General features: G+C 35.3%; 17 protein-coding genes. 4 read left to right on the plus strand and 13 right to left on the minus strand.

Annotated features, from left to right (window positions below; translation table 11 throughout):
• Positions 1-9 precede the first annotated feature (9 nt).
• Entirely contained in the window at positions 10-906 is an 897-nt protein-coding gene (locus SIB89_RS02295; protein WP_412560998.1) for a hypothetical protein, read from the minus strand.
• A 144-nt stretch (positions 907-1,050) separates the two neighbouring features.
• On the minus strand, positions 1,051-1,938 hold the full coding sequence (locus SIB89_RS02300) for a chromosome partitioning protein ParA (RefSeq protein WP_155087385.1): 888 nt from the start codon (positions 1,936-1,938) through the stop codon (positions 1,051-1,053).
• A gap of 97 nt (positions 1,939-2,035) precedes the next feature.
• On the opposite strand from SIB89_RS02300, the gene SIB89_RS02305 reads away from it, so the two are divergent.
• Both SIB89_RS02305 and SIB89_RS02310 read left to right on the plus strand, forming a co-directional pair.
• Positions 2,036-3,055, plus strand: coding sequence for a formimidoylglutamase (locus SIB89_RS02305; RefSeq protein ID WP_412560999.1), 1,020 nt, complete (start codon positions 2,036-2,038; stop codon positions 3,053-3,055).
• A complete protein-coding gene (locus tag SIB89_RS02310; protein ID WP_412561000.1) occupies positions 3,045-3,509 on the plus strand; it encodes a GNAT family N-acetyltransferase in 465 nt (154 codons plus the stop codon). Before SIB89_RS02305 ends, SIB89_RS02310 begins: the two co-directional genes overlap by 11 nt.
• Position 3,510: 1 nt before the next feature.
• On the opposite strand, the gene SIB89_RS02315 is transcribed toward SIB89_RS02310, so the two are convergent.
• The 8 genes from SIB89_RS02315 to SIB89_RS02350 all read right to left on the minus strand — a co-directional run bounded on the left by SIB89_RS02315 (position 3,511) and on the right by SIB89_RS02350 (position 12,779).
• Positions 3,511-5,205 carry a hypothetical protein gene (locus SIB89_RS02315; protein ID WP_412561001.1) on the minus strand — a complete coding sequence of 565 codons (1,695 nt, stop codon included), beginning with the start codon at positions 5,203-5,205 and terminating at the stop codon, positions 3,511-3,513.
• Positions 5,206-5,322: 117 nt separating this feature from the next.
• Complete coding sequence (locus SIB89_RS02320; RefSeq protein WP_412561002.1) at positions 5,323-5,865, minus strand: hypothetical protein; 543 nt, start codon at positions 5,863-5,865, stop codon at positions 5,323-5,325.
• 54 nt (positions 5,866-5,919) lie between these two features.
• Complete coding sequence (locus tag SIB89_RS02325) at positions 5,920-6,276, minus strand: four helix bundle protein (protein ID WP_412561003.1); 357 nt, start codon at positions 6,274-6,276, stop codon at positions 5,920-5,922.
• Positions 6,277-6,350: 74 nt separating this feature from the next.
• Positions 6,351-7,586, minus strand: coding sequence for a DUF6638 family protein (locus SIB89_RS02330; protein WP_412561004.1), 1,236 nt, complete (start codon positions 7,584-7,586; stop codon positions 6,351-6,353).
• A gap of 75 nt (positions 7,587-7,661) precedes the next feature.
• A complete protein-coding gene (locus SIB89_RS02335) occupies positions 7,662-8,249 on the minus strand; it encodes an NUDIX domain-containing protein (RefSeq protein WP_412561005.1) in 588 nt (195 codons plus the stop codon).
• Between the two features lie 2 nt (positions 8,250-8,251).
• Positions 8,252-10,213, minus strand: coding sequence for an AAA family ATPase (locus tag SIB89_RS02340; protein WP_412561006.1), 1,962 nt, complete (start codon positions 10,211-10,213; stop codon positions 8,252-8,254).
• 80 nt (positions 10,214-10,293) lie between these two features.
• Positions 10,294-11,343, minus strand: coding sequence for a hypothetical protein (locus tag SIB89_RS02345; RefSeq protein WP_412561007.1), 1,050 nt, complete (start codon positions 11,341-11,343; stop codon positions 10,294-10,296).
• Positions 11,344-11,438: 95 nt separating this feature from the next.
• On the minus strand, positions 11,439-12,779 hold the full coding sequence (locus tag SIB89_RS02350; protein WP_412561008.1) for a microtubule-binding protein: 1,341 nt from the start codon (positions 12,777-12,779) through the stop codon (positions 11,439-11,441).
• Positions 12,780-12,946: 167 nt separating this feature from the next.
• Here SIB89_RS02350 and SIB89_RS02355 point away from each other — a divergent pair, with 167 nt between their 5' ends.
• On the plus strand, positions 12,947-13,729 hold the full coding sequence (locus SIB89_RS02355; protein WP_412561009.1) for an MBL fold metallo-hydrolase: 783 nt from the start codon (positions 12,947-12,949) through the stop codon (positions 13,727-13,729).
• Positions 13,730-13,935: 206 nt separating this feature from the next.
• Positions 13,936-14,160: a hypothetical protein gene (locus tag SIB89_RS02360; protein ID WP_155087371.1), complete on the plus strand. Its 225-nt coding sequence runs from the start codon at positions 13,936-13,938 to the stop codon at positions 14,158-14,160.
• Between the two features lie 80 nt (positions 14,161-14,240).
• Here SIB89_RS02360 and ettA read toward each other — a convergent pair whose 3' ends face one another.
• From ettA to SIB89_RS02375, 3 genes are all read right to left on the minus strand, one after another.
• Complete coding sequence (gene ettA / locus SIB89_RS02365; protein ID WP_412561010.1) at positions 14,241-15,932, minus strand: energy-dependent translational throttle protein EttA; 1,692 nt, start codon at positions 15,930-15,932, stop codon at positions 14,241-14,243.
• Complete coding sequence (locus SIB89_RS02370; RefSeq protein ID WP_273290890.1) at positions 15,932-16,114, minus strand: CAL67264 family membrane protein; 183 nt, start codon at positions 16,112-16,114, stop codon at positions 15,932-15,934. Before SIB89_RS02370 ends, ettA begins: the two co-directional genes overlap by 1 nt.
• A 108-nt stretch (positions 16,115-16,222) precedes the next feature.
• Positions 16,223-16,948: a pirin family protein gene (locus SIB89_RS02375; protein ID WP_412561011.1), complete on the minus strand. Its 726-nt coding sequence runs from the start codon at positions 16,946-16,948 to the stop codon at positions 16,223-16,225.
• Positions 16,949-16,952: the final 4 nt, after the last annotated feature.

Consider the following 16,952-nt stretch of genomic DNA (forward strand, 5'->3'; position numbering starts at 1 on the left):
AATTAACTGTTATTTCAACTCTAATCTATAACTCGTAATTAGACTCTGTCTATCAAAAATATTTACTGTATAAATACCTTTTGAGAGTTCTTCAGAATCTTCTATATCTAAATAGTCGCATTTATTTATATTCTCATTCTTATAGTCAAATGCTGTAATGAAGGAATAGTTCAATTCAAATCGTTCTTCCTTAAAGCGTTTATATTTTGGTGATACAACGAGCTGTCTAGGACCAATAACCTGAACATAAAGTTCTTTTGTGCCTTCTTTTACCAAAGGGTTTTTGGCAATGGTATAACAAACTTCAAACTTGTCGGTTTTTCTAGCTCTATCGGTTTCAATTTGTTTACCCGAAGAGCGTTCTTTATATGCTCTAGCATTAAGGTGAACCATATTAAGAAAAGCCATACTTTCAACTTTCTCATTTAGTTGTTCTTTCTCTTCCTGAAGTTGCGAGTTTTGGTCTTGATAAGACACTAGTTGATTATGAGCCTTAGACAATTCATTTTTCCTAATATTTAGAGATTGTACTAAAAGCCCATTGTCTTGCTTCAACTCATTATTTTCTCTAATCAATCCTTTTAGTGTAGAATGTAATTCTAATTGCCTGTCTTTAAGTGCCAATAAAGATTTTAAGGTTATTGTAGTGGTTTCTAAAGAATCTACGAGCCTGTCAATTTTTAACTTAGCATCAAGTAGTTCGTCATTTTTCCAATTCCGTTCTTCCAAAAGTTCATCGTAAGAATTAGACATATTTTCTAGTTCTTCGATCAATGCGATTTTCTCTTGCTCTAATTCTGATTTTATGTTTTGGTTTTTAATAGAGAAGTAAGAAACTCCGAGGGCAACTAATACTATTATAGAGGCTAAAGCAATTTTTGAACCTCTTTTGGTAATCATTTTCATAGTGTAATAATTTGGATTAATAATTCACCCTTAAGACACTTTGTAATTCTTTTACCCTATGAAAATTTAAAAATAATGCACAAAAAAAACCCGGAAGCATATACTTCCGGATTTTTAACTATCAATCAATCAAATAATCAACTCTTACTTCATTACGAATTCTGAAGAAGAAATCAACTCTTTATCATTAAATACATTTATCTTATAACGACCTTCTTCAAACTTAGAGTCTTCAAGTACGTTAATATATTCGCAAATGTTTAAGTTTCTGTTTTCGTAGTTAAAACGACTAATTAAACTGTAGTTTAAAACCTGGTCTTCAAACTGAATCTGTTCATTAGCACCTAATACGTTGTTCTTAGGGTCGATTACCTGTACATACAATTCTTTATCGCCAGCTTCAGTCAATTTGTTTTTAGCTACCGTAAAACAAACTTTAATTTTGTCACTACGCTTAGCACGCTCAGTTGGTATTTGCTTTCCACTACTTCTTTCTATCACACCCATACCAATTAAACCAACAGTTTGTAAAGCAGCAGCATCTTCTACTACAGTAGCTAATTCTGTATTTTGAACTAATAAAGAATCTGTAAATACTGTACGCTCAGCTAATTGTACTTGAGTACTATCTAAGGATGTTGCTAAATATTCGTTCTCAACTTTCAGTTTATCATTTTCAGCCATTAAGACATCCATTTCTTCCTGTAATGCCATAAACTTCTTTTTGTATCTCCATAAGCTATTTACACTTGTTTGAGACACTTTTAAAGAATCCATTAAACCTGTAATCCTTTCTCTTGCAGCAATTAAATCTTGATTTTTAATTTCGCTCTCAGCAATGGCTTCATCATATTGTGCGGCCATTATGTTGAGGTCGTTCATTACTTGTTCCTTTTCTGTAATGAGTGTTTTTTCGGTTTCTTTATTATCTGTATAAAGCTTAGAAGCATAAAAAGCTGTTCCTAAAAATAATACCAATAAAATTCCTAATCCGACTTTTAAACCTGTACTTGTTTTTTGCGAATTTTCCATAAATTTTAGTTTTTAAGTTATTGTAATTCTTGTTTTTTTATTTAGTTTGAGTTTAAAGTAAAAGCTGTACATTTATTTTTGTAAATATTAATCCAAAATGCAAAATCTCGTTTTATTCACTTCAAAAGATCGCGATACACTTTTAAAAGCTCGTAAAGGAGAATCAAAATTTGGAGAACATATTCAGTTATTACCTAACCTCACTAACATATACGATGACATTGTTAATTTAGACGTTGACTATGTTATTTTTGGGATTTCTGAGGACATCGGAGTCTTTGCAAACCTCGGTCATACAGGCACTTACAAAGCTTGGAGCACTGTGATTAAATTTTTGTTAAATACACAAAATAATGACTTTACAAAAGCCAGTCGTGTTCTAATATTGGGTCATTTAGATTATGACACTCAAAGAAAAGAGCTAACTAATTTAGATGTCTCTAAGAAGAAAAACATAAAAAAGGCTAGACATTTTGTTGAAGACATTGATAATGATGTCTCTCATATAGTATCGTCAATTATTAAAGCAGGAAAGACACCAATAATTATAGGCGGAGGACATAATAATGCTTATGGAAATATAAAAGGTCTGGCATTGGCAAAAAATGACAAAGTCAATGTTATAAACTTTGATGCGCATACCGACTTTAGGCCAGAAGAAGGGAGGCATAGCGGTAATGGTTTTAGTTATGCCTATGCCGAAGGGTTTTTAAAAAATTATTTCATCTTTGGATTACATGAAAACTATACTTCAGATAAGTTATTTAAAACCATAAAGAAGATTAAGGATATTAAGTACAATACTTATGAAGCGCTAGAGGTTAGATGCGATTTAGATTACAATTCTGAATTGGAAAAGGCCTTAGACCATGTCTCTAGCAATAGTTTTGGAATTGAGATAGATTGTGATGCCATTGCCAATATACCCAGTAGTGCGACAACACCAAGTGGCTTTAGCGTAAAGCAAGCTAGGCAATTTGTTCATAACGTTGCCAAACACCCTAATGCAAGTTATCTGCATATTTGCGAAGCTGCACCAACTAAGAAAACTGAAACTACAGTTGGAAAACTCATCAGCTATTTAATAACAGATTTTATAAGATCACATGGGAATTGAGATTATAGATTACGATAATAAATATGCCAAAAACTTTTACGATTTAAACATTGAATGGTTAAAAACTTACTTTTATGTAGAACCATACGACGAGGAAGTTCTAAGCAAACCCGATAAATACATTATTAACAAGGGAGGCTATATTTTCTTTGCCATGAAAGGAAATAAGGTTGTTGGCACAGTGGCTCTAATGCCTACTGAAGAAACCGGAATTCTAGAACTTACCAAAATGGCTGTACTGCCAGAAGAGCGTGGACAAAAAATCGGTCAACAATTATTACAACATTGTATTGATTTTGCCAAGTCTAAAAACCTTAAGGCACTTCTACTCTATTCTGCAACAAAGCTAGAAAACGCTATATATCTATATAGAAAATATGGTTTTAAGGAATTGGAACTTGAGCCCAACAGTCCTTATCAACGCTCTGATATTAAGATGCTGTTAGAATTTTAAACTAATTTTCAATAGCCTTTAAAGAATCGAGTTGACGCTGTAAAGCCTCAATTTGTTTAGAATTATCGTTGACTTTTGGTATCGCTTTTAGCGAATCCATTTGGCGCTCCATAATATCTTCATCCTTTGGCTGTTCTTGGTAATAATAGCCAATGCCTTCACTTGCTCTCCAAGCTTCATTGAGTTGGTTGTAAACGGTTTCGTCCCAAGTGCTTGGATGTTTTACATCAATCCAAATCACATCACTATACTCACTGTCTATCAACACCAAGTCTGGTGTTGCAGAACCGTCAAACTGTTGTGCATTGGTATCACTTATTGAAGATACCGTACCAAGGAAAAACATACGCTTTCTACCTGCAATGTCTTTTATATATGGTCTGAATTCTACTGGTGTACTGGCTTTCCAATCATATTCTTTTCGTGATTCTTTCACCTTTAACGGCATTGCGGAAACGCCTGCAAAGCCTTCTTTTTTAGATGCATGGTCGTAATAATACATTTTATCCGTACCGTCTGCTGGAATAAAAACACTGTAACTTAAACTCGTACGGTCATCTCCAACGGGTTCTAATCCAAACCAATGGTAGAGTCCGCTGTAGGCATCAGAATTACTTCCTGCAAAATCAAAATCCGTTACATAAGGTTGTTGATTCTGGTCTTTAGGCATCAATGGAATCTTAACCGCTGTTTCCATGTTCCAAGGTAATGGATCGCTGAATCCACCGAGAAATTTTAGTGACTCTGCCTGAAGTTGCGATACTTCTTCAGCAAGTGTATTCTGCTTATTTAGGAATGGGTAATTCTTTATATCATCCGGACTTACAAATGTTCCTTTTCCAATGGTAATGCGCTCTAGATAATCATTAAAATCGTGCTCACCATTGTCAATAATCATAACACCACCAAAAGTTGGATAGGGAAAAAAGAAGCCCTTCCATTTGATTAAACTGACCACTTGCACCCAATTGCCTGAATCGTTTTTCATGTAAAACGTATCGCTTGGCTCGTAGTTAAACAACATCCAAGGGTTAAAACGTTGCACCACGGCATTGTAGGTGTTTCGGCTGAATTTCAACGACTCGCCTATTGAAAAGGTCACAGGAATACGATTTTCGTTGGAAAACCTCGGAAAAGGCGTTGTACTACTCACAGAAAAGACTTCCTCTGTATTATCATTAATACGCTGCATGATGTACTTTTCACTCGGCTGAATGGCCATAGTCCATTTGTTCTCAGTGCCAATTCTCACCAAATGTGGCAATGATACATCCTTAGTTTCAGCAACCCGTTCTTTTGCCATGGAATGAACGTTTCGTAACGGTTGAATACGCTCGTTTTGGGTTAATGGTAATTCATCTATTTCAACCTTATTTAGATTATTGAAGACGTTATAGGTTTTCATATAATCATATAAACCTTGATTCCAACCCAAATAATACAACAGTCCGAAAAACACAATCAGCAATCCTAAAATACTCAAACGACCACCTGTATTTGCAATTTTCCTGAACTTTCTCAATCCCAATACAAGTATCAAAACACTGATTAAAATAATGAAAATGTATTTTCTGAAAAATAATAGTACAGGTTGGTAATCGTCCCTAAAAAAGAACAATAAAATAAGGATTAGTAAACCGACAAAAATTGTGATTCGCTTTTGTTTTGCTCCTTTATTCCAGTATGATTTTATCATGGTATATTTTTGTCATTGCGAATCCCGAAGTTTCGGGATGTGGCAATCTTTTTATTATTAGTTCAGTTTCAATTTAAAAGATTACTTCGTCATTCTATTCCTCGTAATGACGCATCATCACATCAACCCCTTATCCTTCAACCTATCTCTCGCACTCTTCTCGTTCATTTTGGTTTCGGGTTCGTTCTTTATTTCTTCTTTAGCTTCTTCAACGGCCTTGTTGTCCTTGTTTTTTAGATCTTCAATGAAATCCTTTCCTTTTTCAACGACGTCATCAAACTTATCTTCCAGTGATTCACTTTGGGTTTCAATGACTTCAGAAGATTTTATGACAAAACTTGCTACATATGTACCTATCAATGTACCCACAGCAAATGAGGAAAATGCAGAAATACCATCATAACTCGAAAACACAGCAAGAGGTGTTAAAAACTCAACTACCAAAGCTGCTACTAGTACCAAAGCAACTACAAAAATCAATCGTGGTAAAAAGGCCTGTTTATAGACAAACCCTTTGGGATTATCAGCACTCATTTGTAGTTCCTTGCTGTTCATAACCTTATTTAGAAAGCGATAGGCTCCATTACCATTAGATTCTCTCCAGTAAAGAAAAATTCCGAATAATATAGCTGCTATAAAAATGACGAGTTCTATTCCCATGATAAAAAAGTTGGAAGTTGGAAGCATGAAGTTTGAAGTTCATACCCAACTTTATTAATATTTTATTTTATTTCTAAATGCTATGGTCATGTTGATTAAATCGAAGCAATCCTTATAATATTTCTCAAAAATATCCATTTCAATATAATTTCTTCTTTTGGCTTTATGCAAACAAGTTACTACTTCTGCAATTGAGCGAATGGAATAACCCAAAAACTTTCGGTATTCTGGTCCAGATTGCAAAATTGAGCCCTCAGATATATTCAACGCTATGGAATCCGAAGCTCTTCTTATTTGTGAAGATAAATTATACATTTCTTTCTTAGGAAACAAATCCGCTAGTCTATCCATATCATCACCCAAGTCCATTGCTCTTTGCCAAATCAATAAATCTTCAAATTTAAACTTCATTATATAAGTCTTAAAGTTTTGAGTTTTGTTACTATTTCAGCTCCCAACTCCGTGCTTCATGCTTCACGCTTCATCTATATGTTGTTACTAATCGTTTCTATTACCCAATCCTTAAAAGAGTCATCCCAAGTGTCGTAGCTTTTGTAAAACTGTTCCTTATCGTACCAATACAAAAACAAAACATCTTTTGGTGCAATATTTATGAGCAGTTTATGTATTAAATCGCGATGTTCTGCTGATAAAGATGAATGCGGTTGGTGCAATGCAAAATACATAGCTTGATCAACCATATCCTCCAACTTGTAGGCATTACTGCGCTCTAGTTTTTCTAGATATAACTCTACTCCCATTACCTGTTTACGCGCTTTGATATCTATTTTGTTCAAATAGCTTTTAAAAAGTGGCTTATTGGTTAAGATATCTTTTATTGGGTGTTCACAATCTTTAAGGGCGCTAAATAATTCAAACTTCTTAATGCGATCGTAATTCGGTGTTTTGACCATGTACTCCAAATCACATTCAATAATAATATGATCTTTTAGCTTGTCGATTAATTCTGGTTGTGCAATATGATAAATCAATACATCATGAACGGTATCTTTTATCGCTTCTTTATAAGCGTCTTTGCTCTCAAACACAACAATTGGTTTTATAAAATCCCTAAGCAAATAGATGCCTCCAAAGGCTCTAGTAAAAAACGACCCAGTTGAAAAATGTAATGGATGTAGGTTTAAATCCCTATCACGTAAATCTCCGTAAGTCTTGGCAGAATCCAGTAATTCTTGGTGAATGCTTTCGTCAATAAAGTTATTTCCGGTACGGAATTTATCGACCAATGCCAATTGCTGTTTTTGTTTGTCTTCGAGATTATCAATAAGCCGGAATGTGATACTGACATCGTCATACTTTAAAACATCCAAAGGTTCGTAAAATACATCGATATCTTGGTCAAAATCAATACATATAGCCGAATCTCTTGTAATATCATTAATCTTTCTGCCATGGGTTCTAAACACATGTTGCATCATCTCTCTATCGAATGAGTGAAACGGCAAATAGACAGGTTTTCCTCTTTGCAAAGGCGAAATAATAATACCGTGTGGATTGGCATCTCCATGGTTAAGATAATGCACATCCTTTCGCTCTTCTGCAACTTCTGGGCTCCAACCCACTCCATCAATGGAAAAGGATTTTAGCTTGGTTTCCTTAAAACCTAAGGTTTTGAGACACTTGTTATAGCGCTCCACCAATTTTCCGCTCACGGGAATGAGCTCACTTCTATATAGATTTGCTTGTTTAAGTTTGTTCATATTCATTTTCCACGAAGGTGGAAATCTTATAATCCTACCTAAGCACTTCGACTGCGCTCAGTGGGACATCTAGGTTTAAATTATCAATTTATTAATGTGAGCATACTGCAACAACATTATCGTTTTTGCATCAATAATTCCTCCTGAATTTATTTTCTCAATAGCAACTTTAAAAGGCATTTCAACAATCTCAATATCTTCATTTTCATCATCAAGCCCTCCACCATTCTCAACTTTCATTTCATCTGAATATTCTCCCACAAAGCACGAAAATCGCTCCGTACTGCCTCCTGGTGTGGCGAAAGCATCATAGATTTTGGTCAACTTTGGGATTTTATAGCCTGTTTCTTCCAGTATTTCGCGTTTCATCGCGTCTTCTGCTGAGCCATCGTTATTTTCCAATATGCCTGCTGGCACTTCTAACATAAACCCTGTTTCTACGCCATTCATGTATGCTGGTAGGCGAAACTGCTTTACCAAGATTACTGTTTGCTTTTCGGTGCTATAGAGTAAGGCAGCTACTGCATTGCCTCGTTCTAAAACTTCCCAAGTATTTTTAACCCAATCACCGCTTTTTAATTGATAATCGAATTTAACTTCGGATAAGGTAAAGTAATTATCGGACAGAATTTTTCGATTTATGTTTTTAATACGGTTACTCATACTCAATTTCTTTTCCCAAATTGTTCTCTCGCTTCAGTTTCAATATTCAATTGGTTGATTCTTGCATCCACTTTGCGCTTAAAGTCTGTATCTGCAATGGTTGCCACATTATCTAAATACCTTACTACTTCTTGTCGTCTAATGTCACTGAAGTCGAGGCCTTTCATATTGGCTCGCATCAATTCTTGCAGCATATTAAATTTGGTATCATAATCCTTTTTGAAATAAATTTCGGGATTTTCAAACCAATCTGGTTCCAAATCAAAATCCGTTAATCTCAACGATACTGCTTTTTGAATATTCCTCACATCACGAGACGAAAAGAACGGAAATATCTTCTGAATCTCCGTGTATAAATGCGCATAGAACATATGCTCATCATCCTTATACTTGTTTGAAACTTTATCAAAAGTATTCAGTACACGTTCTTCAGTTGGCCTCTCTATTTTTTCTAAAATTTCACCTAAGTTCTTCGCTACTTTCTGTGCATCGAGATATTTATAATTATCTGGATTGTCCATATTTATGAAATTGGGCATGGTCTCTTCCAGCTTTCTCCACCACAGGTAATCCTGATCCACAAAATCTTTTTCATTTCGTGCTCCATCAATCTTAAAACGACCTTGCACTCGAGAAATCACGGCCTTATCCAACATTTCGGGTAAATTGGTAAATAAGCCAATGGAACTGTTTCCGTAATTTACAGCGTATGCACCTTCGGTATATCTTAAAAACACACCAATCACTTCCTTAACACCAGCAGAAACACCTTGTGCTGTACGCTCTTGTAGATTGTTTTCCGCATCATCGATTGGTGCAAAAATCAAACGTGTTGGATCTTGCAATGGTTTCATCCATTCTACCATTTTTTCGGCAGAACCACCTTGAAATGTTGAAATCAAAGTATCTGGCATTGGGTGGAACAAAAATGGAATATCCAAATTTTCACTGTGTGCCTTCAATCGTGTGGCAATGGCAGCAATGAGCATACTTTTTCCTGTTCCTGGAATTCCGTAACCCATAAACACTGGCATAAATCCGCCCAATTCTTGAAATGGATTTTTCTTAGCTTCAAAATCATAACTCAATAGACGTTCTGTCAATCGTCTGGCAAAGTGCTTCGCATCCTTATTACCTACAATTTGTTCAAACTGAACCTTATTGAACTCGACACTTACGGCTGTTCCGGCAAATACATTCTTCCAACCGTCAACCGCAAAGTCTGATTTTTCTAGTTTATAGGTTCTGTCTTCAATGGTATCGGTATATTCCAAAGTGCTTTTTCGTAATTGAATTTCATCAATTAAAGCCTCAAAATAAACCACTGTAAAATCGATGACATCTTTATCCGTTTTTATGATATCTGGATGCCCTAAATACTTATCGTAATAAAACAGTTGACATGAAATTCCTTTTAAAGGTGATAAAAACGACACTTCAGGAATTCCTGCAAACTTCTGCTTCATCACCGATAAATCGTCTGAAGCGTGTGGTTTTAAATCGTGAAGAATTTTATAAGCCGTAGCAAACAGCATAAAAGCCGTAGCCGTGTGCATTTTACTTTCGTACTCGCGCTTTCCCGAACTGTCCAATGCCGATTTGTTTTCGCTAAGTGTTGACAAACCAGAAGCATCGTAATAACTATCCTTAACCCAAATTCCTAAAGTAATACCTTCTTGAATAGCGTACAATGATTGATTCAAATAAATAGGAATCGCTACGGACTCTGGCAATAAACGTTTCTTCAATCCCAGAATAGTTTTTGAAACAGATGTGACGTTAACATTGCTTCCGTTGTTGGCTCTTGATAGATACAATAAAATAGACTCGTCTTTACCGTCATTATTCTTGTTTTTGGCACGTTGGCTCTGCTCCCATTGTATGGATTTTAGATAAGACGTAGCTTCATCACGAAGCATATCGAGTTCGTTAAGTTTTATTGGGAATGTTGAATTGTGTTCCATTTATTATTTATTTCGTCATTGCGAACAAAGTGAAGTAATCTGTTTCAATTGAAGAGATAACTTCGTTCCTCGTTATGACGTTACTTTTTTTCAATTTTCAAATCAGAAACCTGAATAGGCGGAATTTCTAGCTTATTCATAATCTCTGGTGTTTTGTTATACAATAATTGTATGATTCTGTGTGGTGCAAAGACATAACGTCTTCTATATAAACCTGTCCATCTTTGAAAGGTCTGCTTGCTAAAGAAACTACCTTCCTTAAATTCACTTTTGGAACTCACTTCATCAATTTTGAATGAAATAGCATAAGATTCCAGCGGAATATTTTTTTTGGCAATACCATCTAAAATAGCATGAGTGACTTCGTTCTCGTCCTTTGCAAACACATTGTGAATCGGTCCTAAATCCACACGTTTTATAAGCTTTGGCATTACCTTAGGCAATCTTTTATCGATGGCATACGCCATTGTGTCTATATTCAATTCTCTATCTGCAACCGTCTTTAAAACGTAATAGATATCTTCTCTATCCTTGAGTGGGTCTCTACCATCATAATTAAAATACATGTAGCAAATAAAAGGTCTGTTGTGCGATACTTCATAAAAACTCCAGCTTACCATATATTCTCCAGGCGAACCTTGAGGTGCGTCCAATATCTTTCCCTGAACAAATCGATTGAAAATATATTCTTTCTTCGCAGAAGTATAATACACTATTGATGCGGCTTGAAATAACTTTCGCCTAGAAATAGGCTCTTTTTTACGCATTAAGGTGTCTAAAAACTCATCCTTAAGGACATCGATATTAGTAAGCTTGCTAAGAAATTCTTCCCTAAGTTCTAAATCATTAAACAAATAACGGAACTCTAAATAATTAGGGAAACCAGAATCCGTAAGATCCACCTTCATGTTTTCTTCATCATCATACATATACTTAACACGCATGGCTTCAACAGAATACAATAACAAGTCGGTGTACTGCTTAAACAACAGTATTTCTTGTTGATTAAGTATTTGTTTTGCCTGAACAGCAGTTATGAGTTCCTTGAGCGTAAAATCTAACATCTTGTGATAGAACACATATTGCTCTTTGGAATCTAATACTGCGGAATCTAATGGAGTTACGATCATTTTTTAGTAACAAGTATTAAGTACAAAGTGTAAAGTAAACAAGTTCTATTAGAAACTTAAATGTAATGACTTGTTACTTTATACTTATTACTGAATTATCCTAAGAGGTCATCTTCATTAGGTTCTGGCTTTGGCTTACCTGCTGGCTCACCTCCATCCGCTGGTGCGTTTGGATCTGCTTTATAGTATTCATCAAAAATTTCTTTCATGTCAATACCATAACGATCAGCGAAGTTCTGCTGGATTTCTGCATCTTTTGCTCTAATATCCTTTAAGGCTTCAGCATAACTTCCGTAAACACCTTGCATTACTTTTTCGTGAACTGGAATATTATCCATCATTTCTTGACGTGCCTTAGCACTTGCAGTATGCATAGCTGCTAATGTTTCTCCAATATGCTCATCGGTCTTAACACCTAAATGCTCTAGGATTGCGGCAAACTCTTGATCTGTACGTGCTTTCAGCGCAACAACGTAACCATCATAATATTTGAGTCGCTCGTCAGTGTCCGATTTTAATTTTGCTCGATGCGTTTGAAGATTACTTCTCAAAGACGTCAACACCTTAATGGTTAAGTTATGCTTGTGTACAAAACTATCCTTAGAAGCAGCTAAAGTTGTGTAAGCATTTTTAAGGCCTTCTAATTCCTCAACCTTTTGCTCTAACCCTGTAACTTTTTCCAATGCTTCGGAATATTCCGTGGATTGCTTGTCAGCCACTTCTTCTAAAGCCTGTCTAGCTTGCTTTAATAATGCATATTGCTCTTCGAGCTTTGCCTCTACTTCTTTTTTCTTTTGAAGCGCTTTGGTATGGTTGTTACTTGCCTCTACAATTGCAGTTTTAAGACTTTCTTCAACTTCTTTTATTTCGAGCTCTCTATCCTTTAAACGCTTAATGGCAGCCTGACTTTTAAATGACAATTCATTAAGAAGTGTTTGTACATCAGCGGTTTCTATACGTTGTTGAAACATAGCTTTTGCTCTGTTATCGGCACCATCACGCTGTTTTTGTGCTTCTCTTAGTTCTTCTTCAGCACTTCTGATTTTGCTTTTTCGTCCCCAAAGATTGTTCCACCATGTGTCTGGTTTAGCCTTGGCATCCTCTAGCTCAACCTTAGCACGCTCTAGTCTTTTTACAGCATCATCAATGATTTTTTGCTCGGCAGCATTTAATGCTGAAAAGCCTTCGAACATAATACCAACTTCATCTTGATAGTCTGTTAAATCCTTAATGGCATCTAGAAGTGTCGTTCTATCTTTCTCTGCCATATCAACCACATTGTCCAATGTGGCATTTAATATTTTCTGACGACTTTCTGGATCATCCTCTTGAGCCAACTTAGACTTCATTTGGTCTATGGCTTTTCCCCAGTTTACATCTACTTTTTCAGCTTTTTCTTGTGAGTTGGTCTCTAATAAATCAAAATCATCAGACATATTGTATTATATATTTTAGTTGAACAATTTAATGGATAAGCAATTTCGGTAATTTTATGAGAGTATAAAAATTTTGCCTACTAAATTATAAGTAGTGATTGTTATAAAATTGTTACAAATTTTAAGTTATCGCTATTGTTGGGTATCTTTATGAAAAACATGCAATTATGAAATTTATAAAAATCAACCTTTTATTACTTATTCTTCTAACTACGTTTTGCTGCAAAAACGAAAAGTCAACTACTGAAACAGTAGAGTCAAATGAGAAAATGGCTGAAAATACCAAAACGGAAAGTAGCCTAAACATTATACCCATTGAGCATGCTACATTTATTTTAGAATCTGAAGATAATGTTATTTATATAGACCCAACAGGAGGTGCAGAAGCTTTTGAAAACAAAAACAAACCAACATTGGTATTAATTACCGATATCCATGGTGACCATTTAAACGTAAAAACACTAGAAGCTTTAGATTTAGAAAATGCATCAGTAATAGCACCCAAAGCAGTAGCTGATAAAATACCAAGTTCATTAAATTTGGATGTTAAAGTGCTAAACAATGGTGAGAAATTAAACGCTAAAGGTATTGAAGTTGAAGCTATCCCAATGTATAACTTACGTGAGGAAGCATTAAAATTCCATGAAAAAGGAAGAGGCAATGGTTATGTATTGAACATTAATGACGAACGTATATACATCTCTGGCGACACTGAGGACATCCCTGAAATGCGAAATCTTAAAAACATTGACAAAGCCTTTGTCTGTATGAATCTACCTTATACAATGCCAGTTGAAAGTGCTGCTGATGCAGTGTTAGATTTTAAACCTAAAACAGTATATCCTTATCACTACAGGGGTTCTGAAGGCATGAGCGATGTTAGTGAATTTAAAAAAATAGTGAATGATGGTGATAATTCAATTGAAGTGCTCCTTTTAGAGTGGTATTAATAAAACATATATGTTAAATTTTTGAATTGTTAACAAGTCATTCAAATCGTTCTTTTAGCCGAAAACACTGCGGTTTATCGAATATTTCAATCGCTTTAACGATGAAAATGTTAAAAACATTAGTGTAAATTATTTAAAACTAAGCATTTACCTTATGTTTTTTTTCTATATTAGCACCATAGAACCCAAATCTAATATTATTAATCATGCTTAACAAACTGCTTTCTAAGGCTTTAGTAGTGACGACCACGCAACTTACTATGATTTTAATAGCCGTAGCATCTATATTTCTTGTATTCATAATTATAGCCATCATAAAGATGTATAAGTTGAAAGCTGAGAATAAGAAATTGATGGAGACCAATGCGTTTAAAGATGTCGATGAGACTTATAAAGATTTTACCAGTGGTCATCTTTATGGTGATAATTAATAAAGACTTTTACCGATACAAAATGAAATAACAAAAAATGCCCACATGTTGCGGGCATTTTTTGTTGGTATGCATTAAGCTTATCGCACTAATTTCTTGTACTTAATTCGTTTTGGCATTAAATCACCGCCAAGTCGTTTCTTTTTATTCTCCTCATAATCACTGAAACTACCTGCAAAGAAGTACACCTGACTATTACCTTCAAAAGCCAAGATGTGTGTACAAATTCTATCCAGAAACCACCTATCGTGACTAATAACAACCGCACAACCTGCAAAGTTTTCTAAACCTTCTTCTAAGGCGCGCAACGTATTGACATCTAAATCATTAGTAGGTTCATCTAAAAGTAATACATTACCTTCTTCTTTTAGTGTCATAGCCAAATGTAAACGGTTCCTTTCCCCTCCTGAGAGTAGACTCACCTTTTTATTCTGTTCACTACCGGAAAAATTAAATCGACTTAAGTATGCTCTTGAATTTACTTGGCGACCTCCCATCATGATGAGTTCTTGCTCATCACTAAAATTTTGCCAAATTGTTTTTTCTGGATCAATGTTGGAGTGTTTTTGATCTACATAAGCAATTTTTGCTGTCTCCCCTACTTTAAACTCACCCTTATCTGGAGTTTCCTCTCCCATTATCATTCTAAAAATGGTAGTTTTACCAGCACCATTTGGTCCAATAACACCTACAATTCCTGCTTGTGGTAAGTTGAAGTTTAAATCCTCATAAAGTAATTTATCACCGTAAGCTTTGGCTACACCATTAGCTTCTATAACGTTGGTTCCTAAACGTGGTCCATTTGGTATATAGATTTCCAATTTTTCGTCAAGCTGCTTTTGGTCTTGACTCATCAGCTTATCGTAATTCTTCAAACGTGCTTTTTGCTTAGTCTGACGACCTTTGGCACCTTGTCTCACCCACTCCAACTCACGCTCAAGGGTTTTCTGTCTTTTTGATGCTGTCTTACTTTCTTGTGCTAATCGTTTTGACTTTTGGTCTAACCAAGATGAGTAGTTTCCTTTCCAAGGAATACCTTCTCCTCTATCGAGCTCTAAAATCCAGCCTGCAACGTTATCTAAGAAATATCTATCGTGAGTTACAGCTATTACCGTTCCTTTGTATTGTGCTAAATGATGTTCTAACCAATGAACTGATTCTGCATCTAAATGGTTGGTAGGCTCATCTAAAAGCAATACATCTGGTTCTTGCAACAATAAACGACATAAGGCTACACGACGACGCTCACCACCAGATAATACACCAATTTTTTTATCGCCTTCAGGTGTGCGTAGAGCATCCATGGCGATTTCTAATTTAGTATCTAATTCCCATGCGTTTGCAGCATCAATTTGATCTTGAAGCTCAGCTTGTCGGTTCATAAGCTTTTCCATTTTATCTGGATCACTATAGACCTCCTCTAAGCCAAATTGGTCATTGATACTGTTATATTCGTCAAGAATTGCTACGGTTTCTGCAGCACCTTCCCGTACAACCTCCATTACCGTTTTATCATCATCTAGCTGAGGCTCTTGTTCTAAATAACCAACAGAATAGTCTTGAGAGAACACCACATCTCCTTGATAATTTTTGTCAACTCCAGCTATAATCTTTAATAATGTAGATTTACCAGAACCGTTAAGACCTAAAATCCCAATTTTTGCTCCATAAAAGAAACTGAGATAAATATTCTTTAAAACTGGTGTATTTGCAGATTGAAATGTCTTGGTTACACCAGACATTGAGAAAATTATTTTTTTGTCGTCACTCATTATACTCTCCCTTTTAATGCATTAAACACCCATGCTATTGCAAAAAAGCCAAAGCCGACTGTTGCAAATCCCCATCCAGCGACATCATCATATCTATACGCGCCCATAAGGATAAGCACCACTCCCATTATTATCATTAGCACGGTTGCCCATGCCAATACTGTGTTTTTATTCATCGCCATATTCTTGTTCTGTTTTAGTTATGTTAGTTAGTTGAAATACAAATATCGCATTTTAAATAAAAAAAGCATCACTATTTGTGATGCTTCTAACTTAAAACCTTTCGATATTTATAATTCGATCATTGGAACTTCAATGAATAATAGCTCAGTATTACTAATAGATTTTACAGTAAATGAATCCGTTTCTGAAATTCCAACGGCATCTCTAGAATCTAGATTTTCTTCATTTATTTCACTTTCGCCAGAAATATTCATAACATAAACACCATGGTCTTTACTCATTAAATTATAAGTAAAAGTTTCTCCTTCAGATAAATCAATTCTCGAAAGTTTTGCATCTTGATGAATTTTCAAGCTTTCCTCATCATTATCTTTAAATGAAGTTACCAGTGTTTGAAGTTTTCCTTTTCTATCCTCTGCATTAAACTTCTTTTGATCATAGCGTGGCTCAACACTTCGTTTTTCAGGGATAATCCAAATTTGAAATAAGCTCAGGTATTCATCAACCGATCCATTAATTTCTGAATGTTGTACTCCGGTTCCTGCAGACATAACCTGCACTTCACCAGGAAGTACTTTTTGCCAATCGTCTTTCATATTGTCACGATGTTTTAATTCACCTTTTAATGGAATGGTAATAATTTCCATATTGTCGTGTGGATGCGTACCAAAACCCATTTTAGGGGCAATAATGTCATCATTCAACACTCTTAAAGCACCAAAATGAACTTTATCTGGCTGGTACCAACTCGCAAAACTAAATGAGTGATTGGCCTGTAGCCATCCATGATTGGCAAACCCTCTACTATCTGCTTTATGCACTATTGTTTTCATTATA

The sequence above is a fragment of the Winogradskyella sp. MIT101101 genome (assembly GCF_047126865.1).
Lineage (GTDB): Bacteria > Bacteroidota > Bacteroidia > Flavobacteriales > Flavobacteriaceae > Winogradskyella > Winogradskyella ouciana.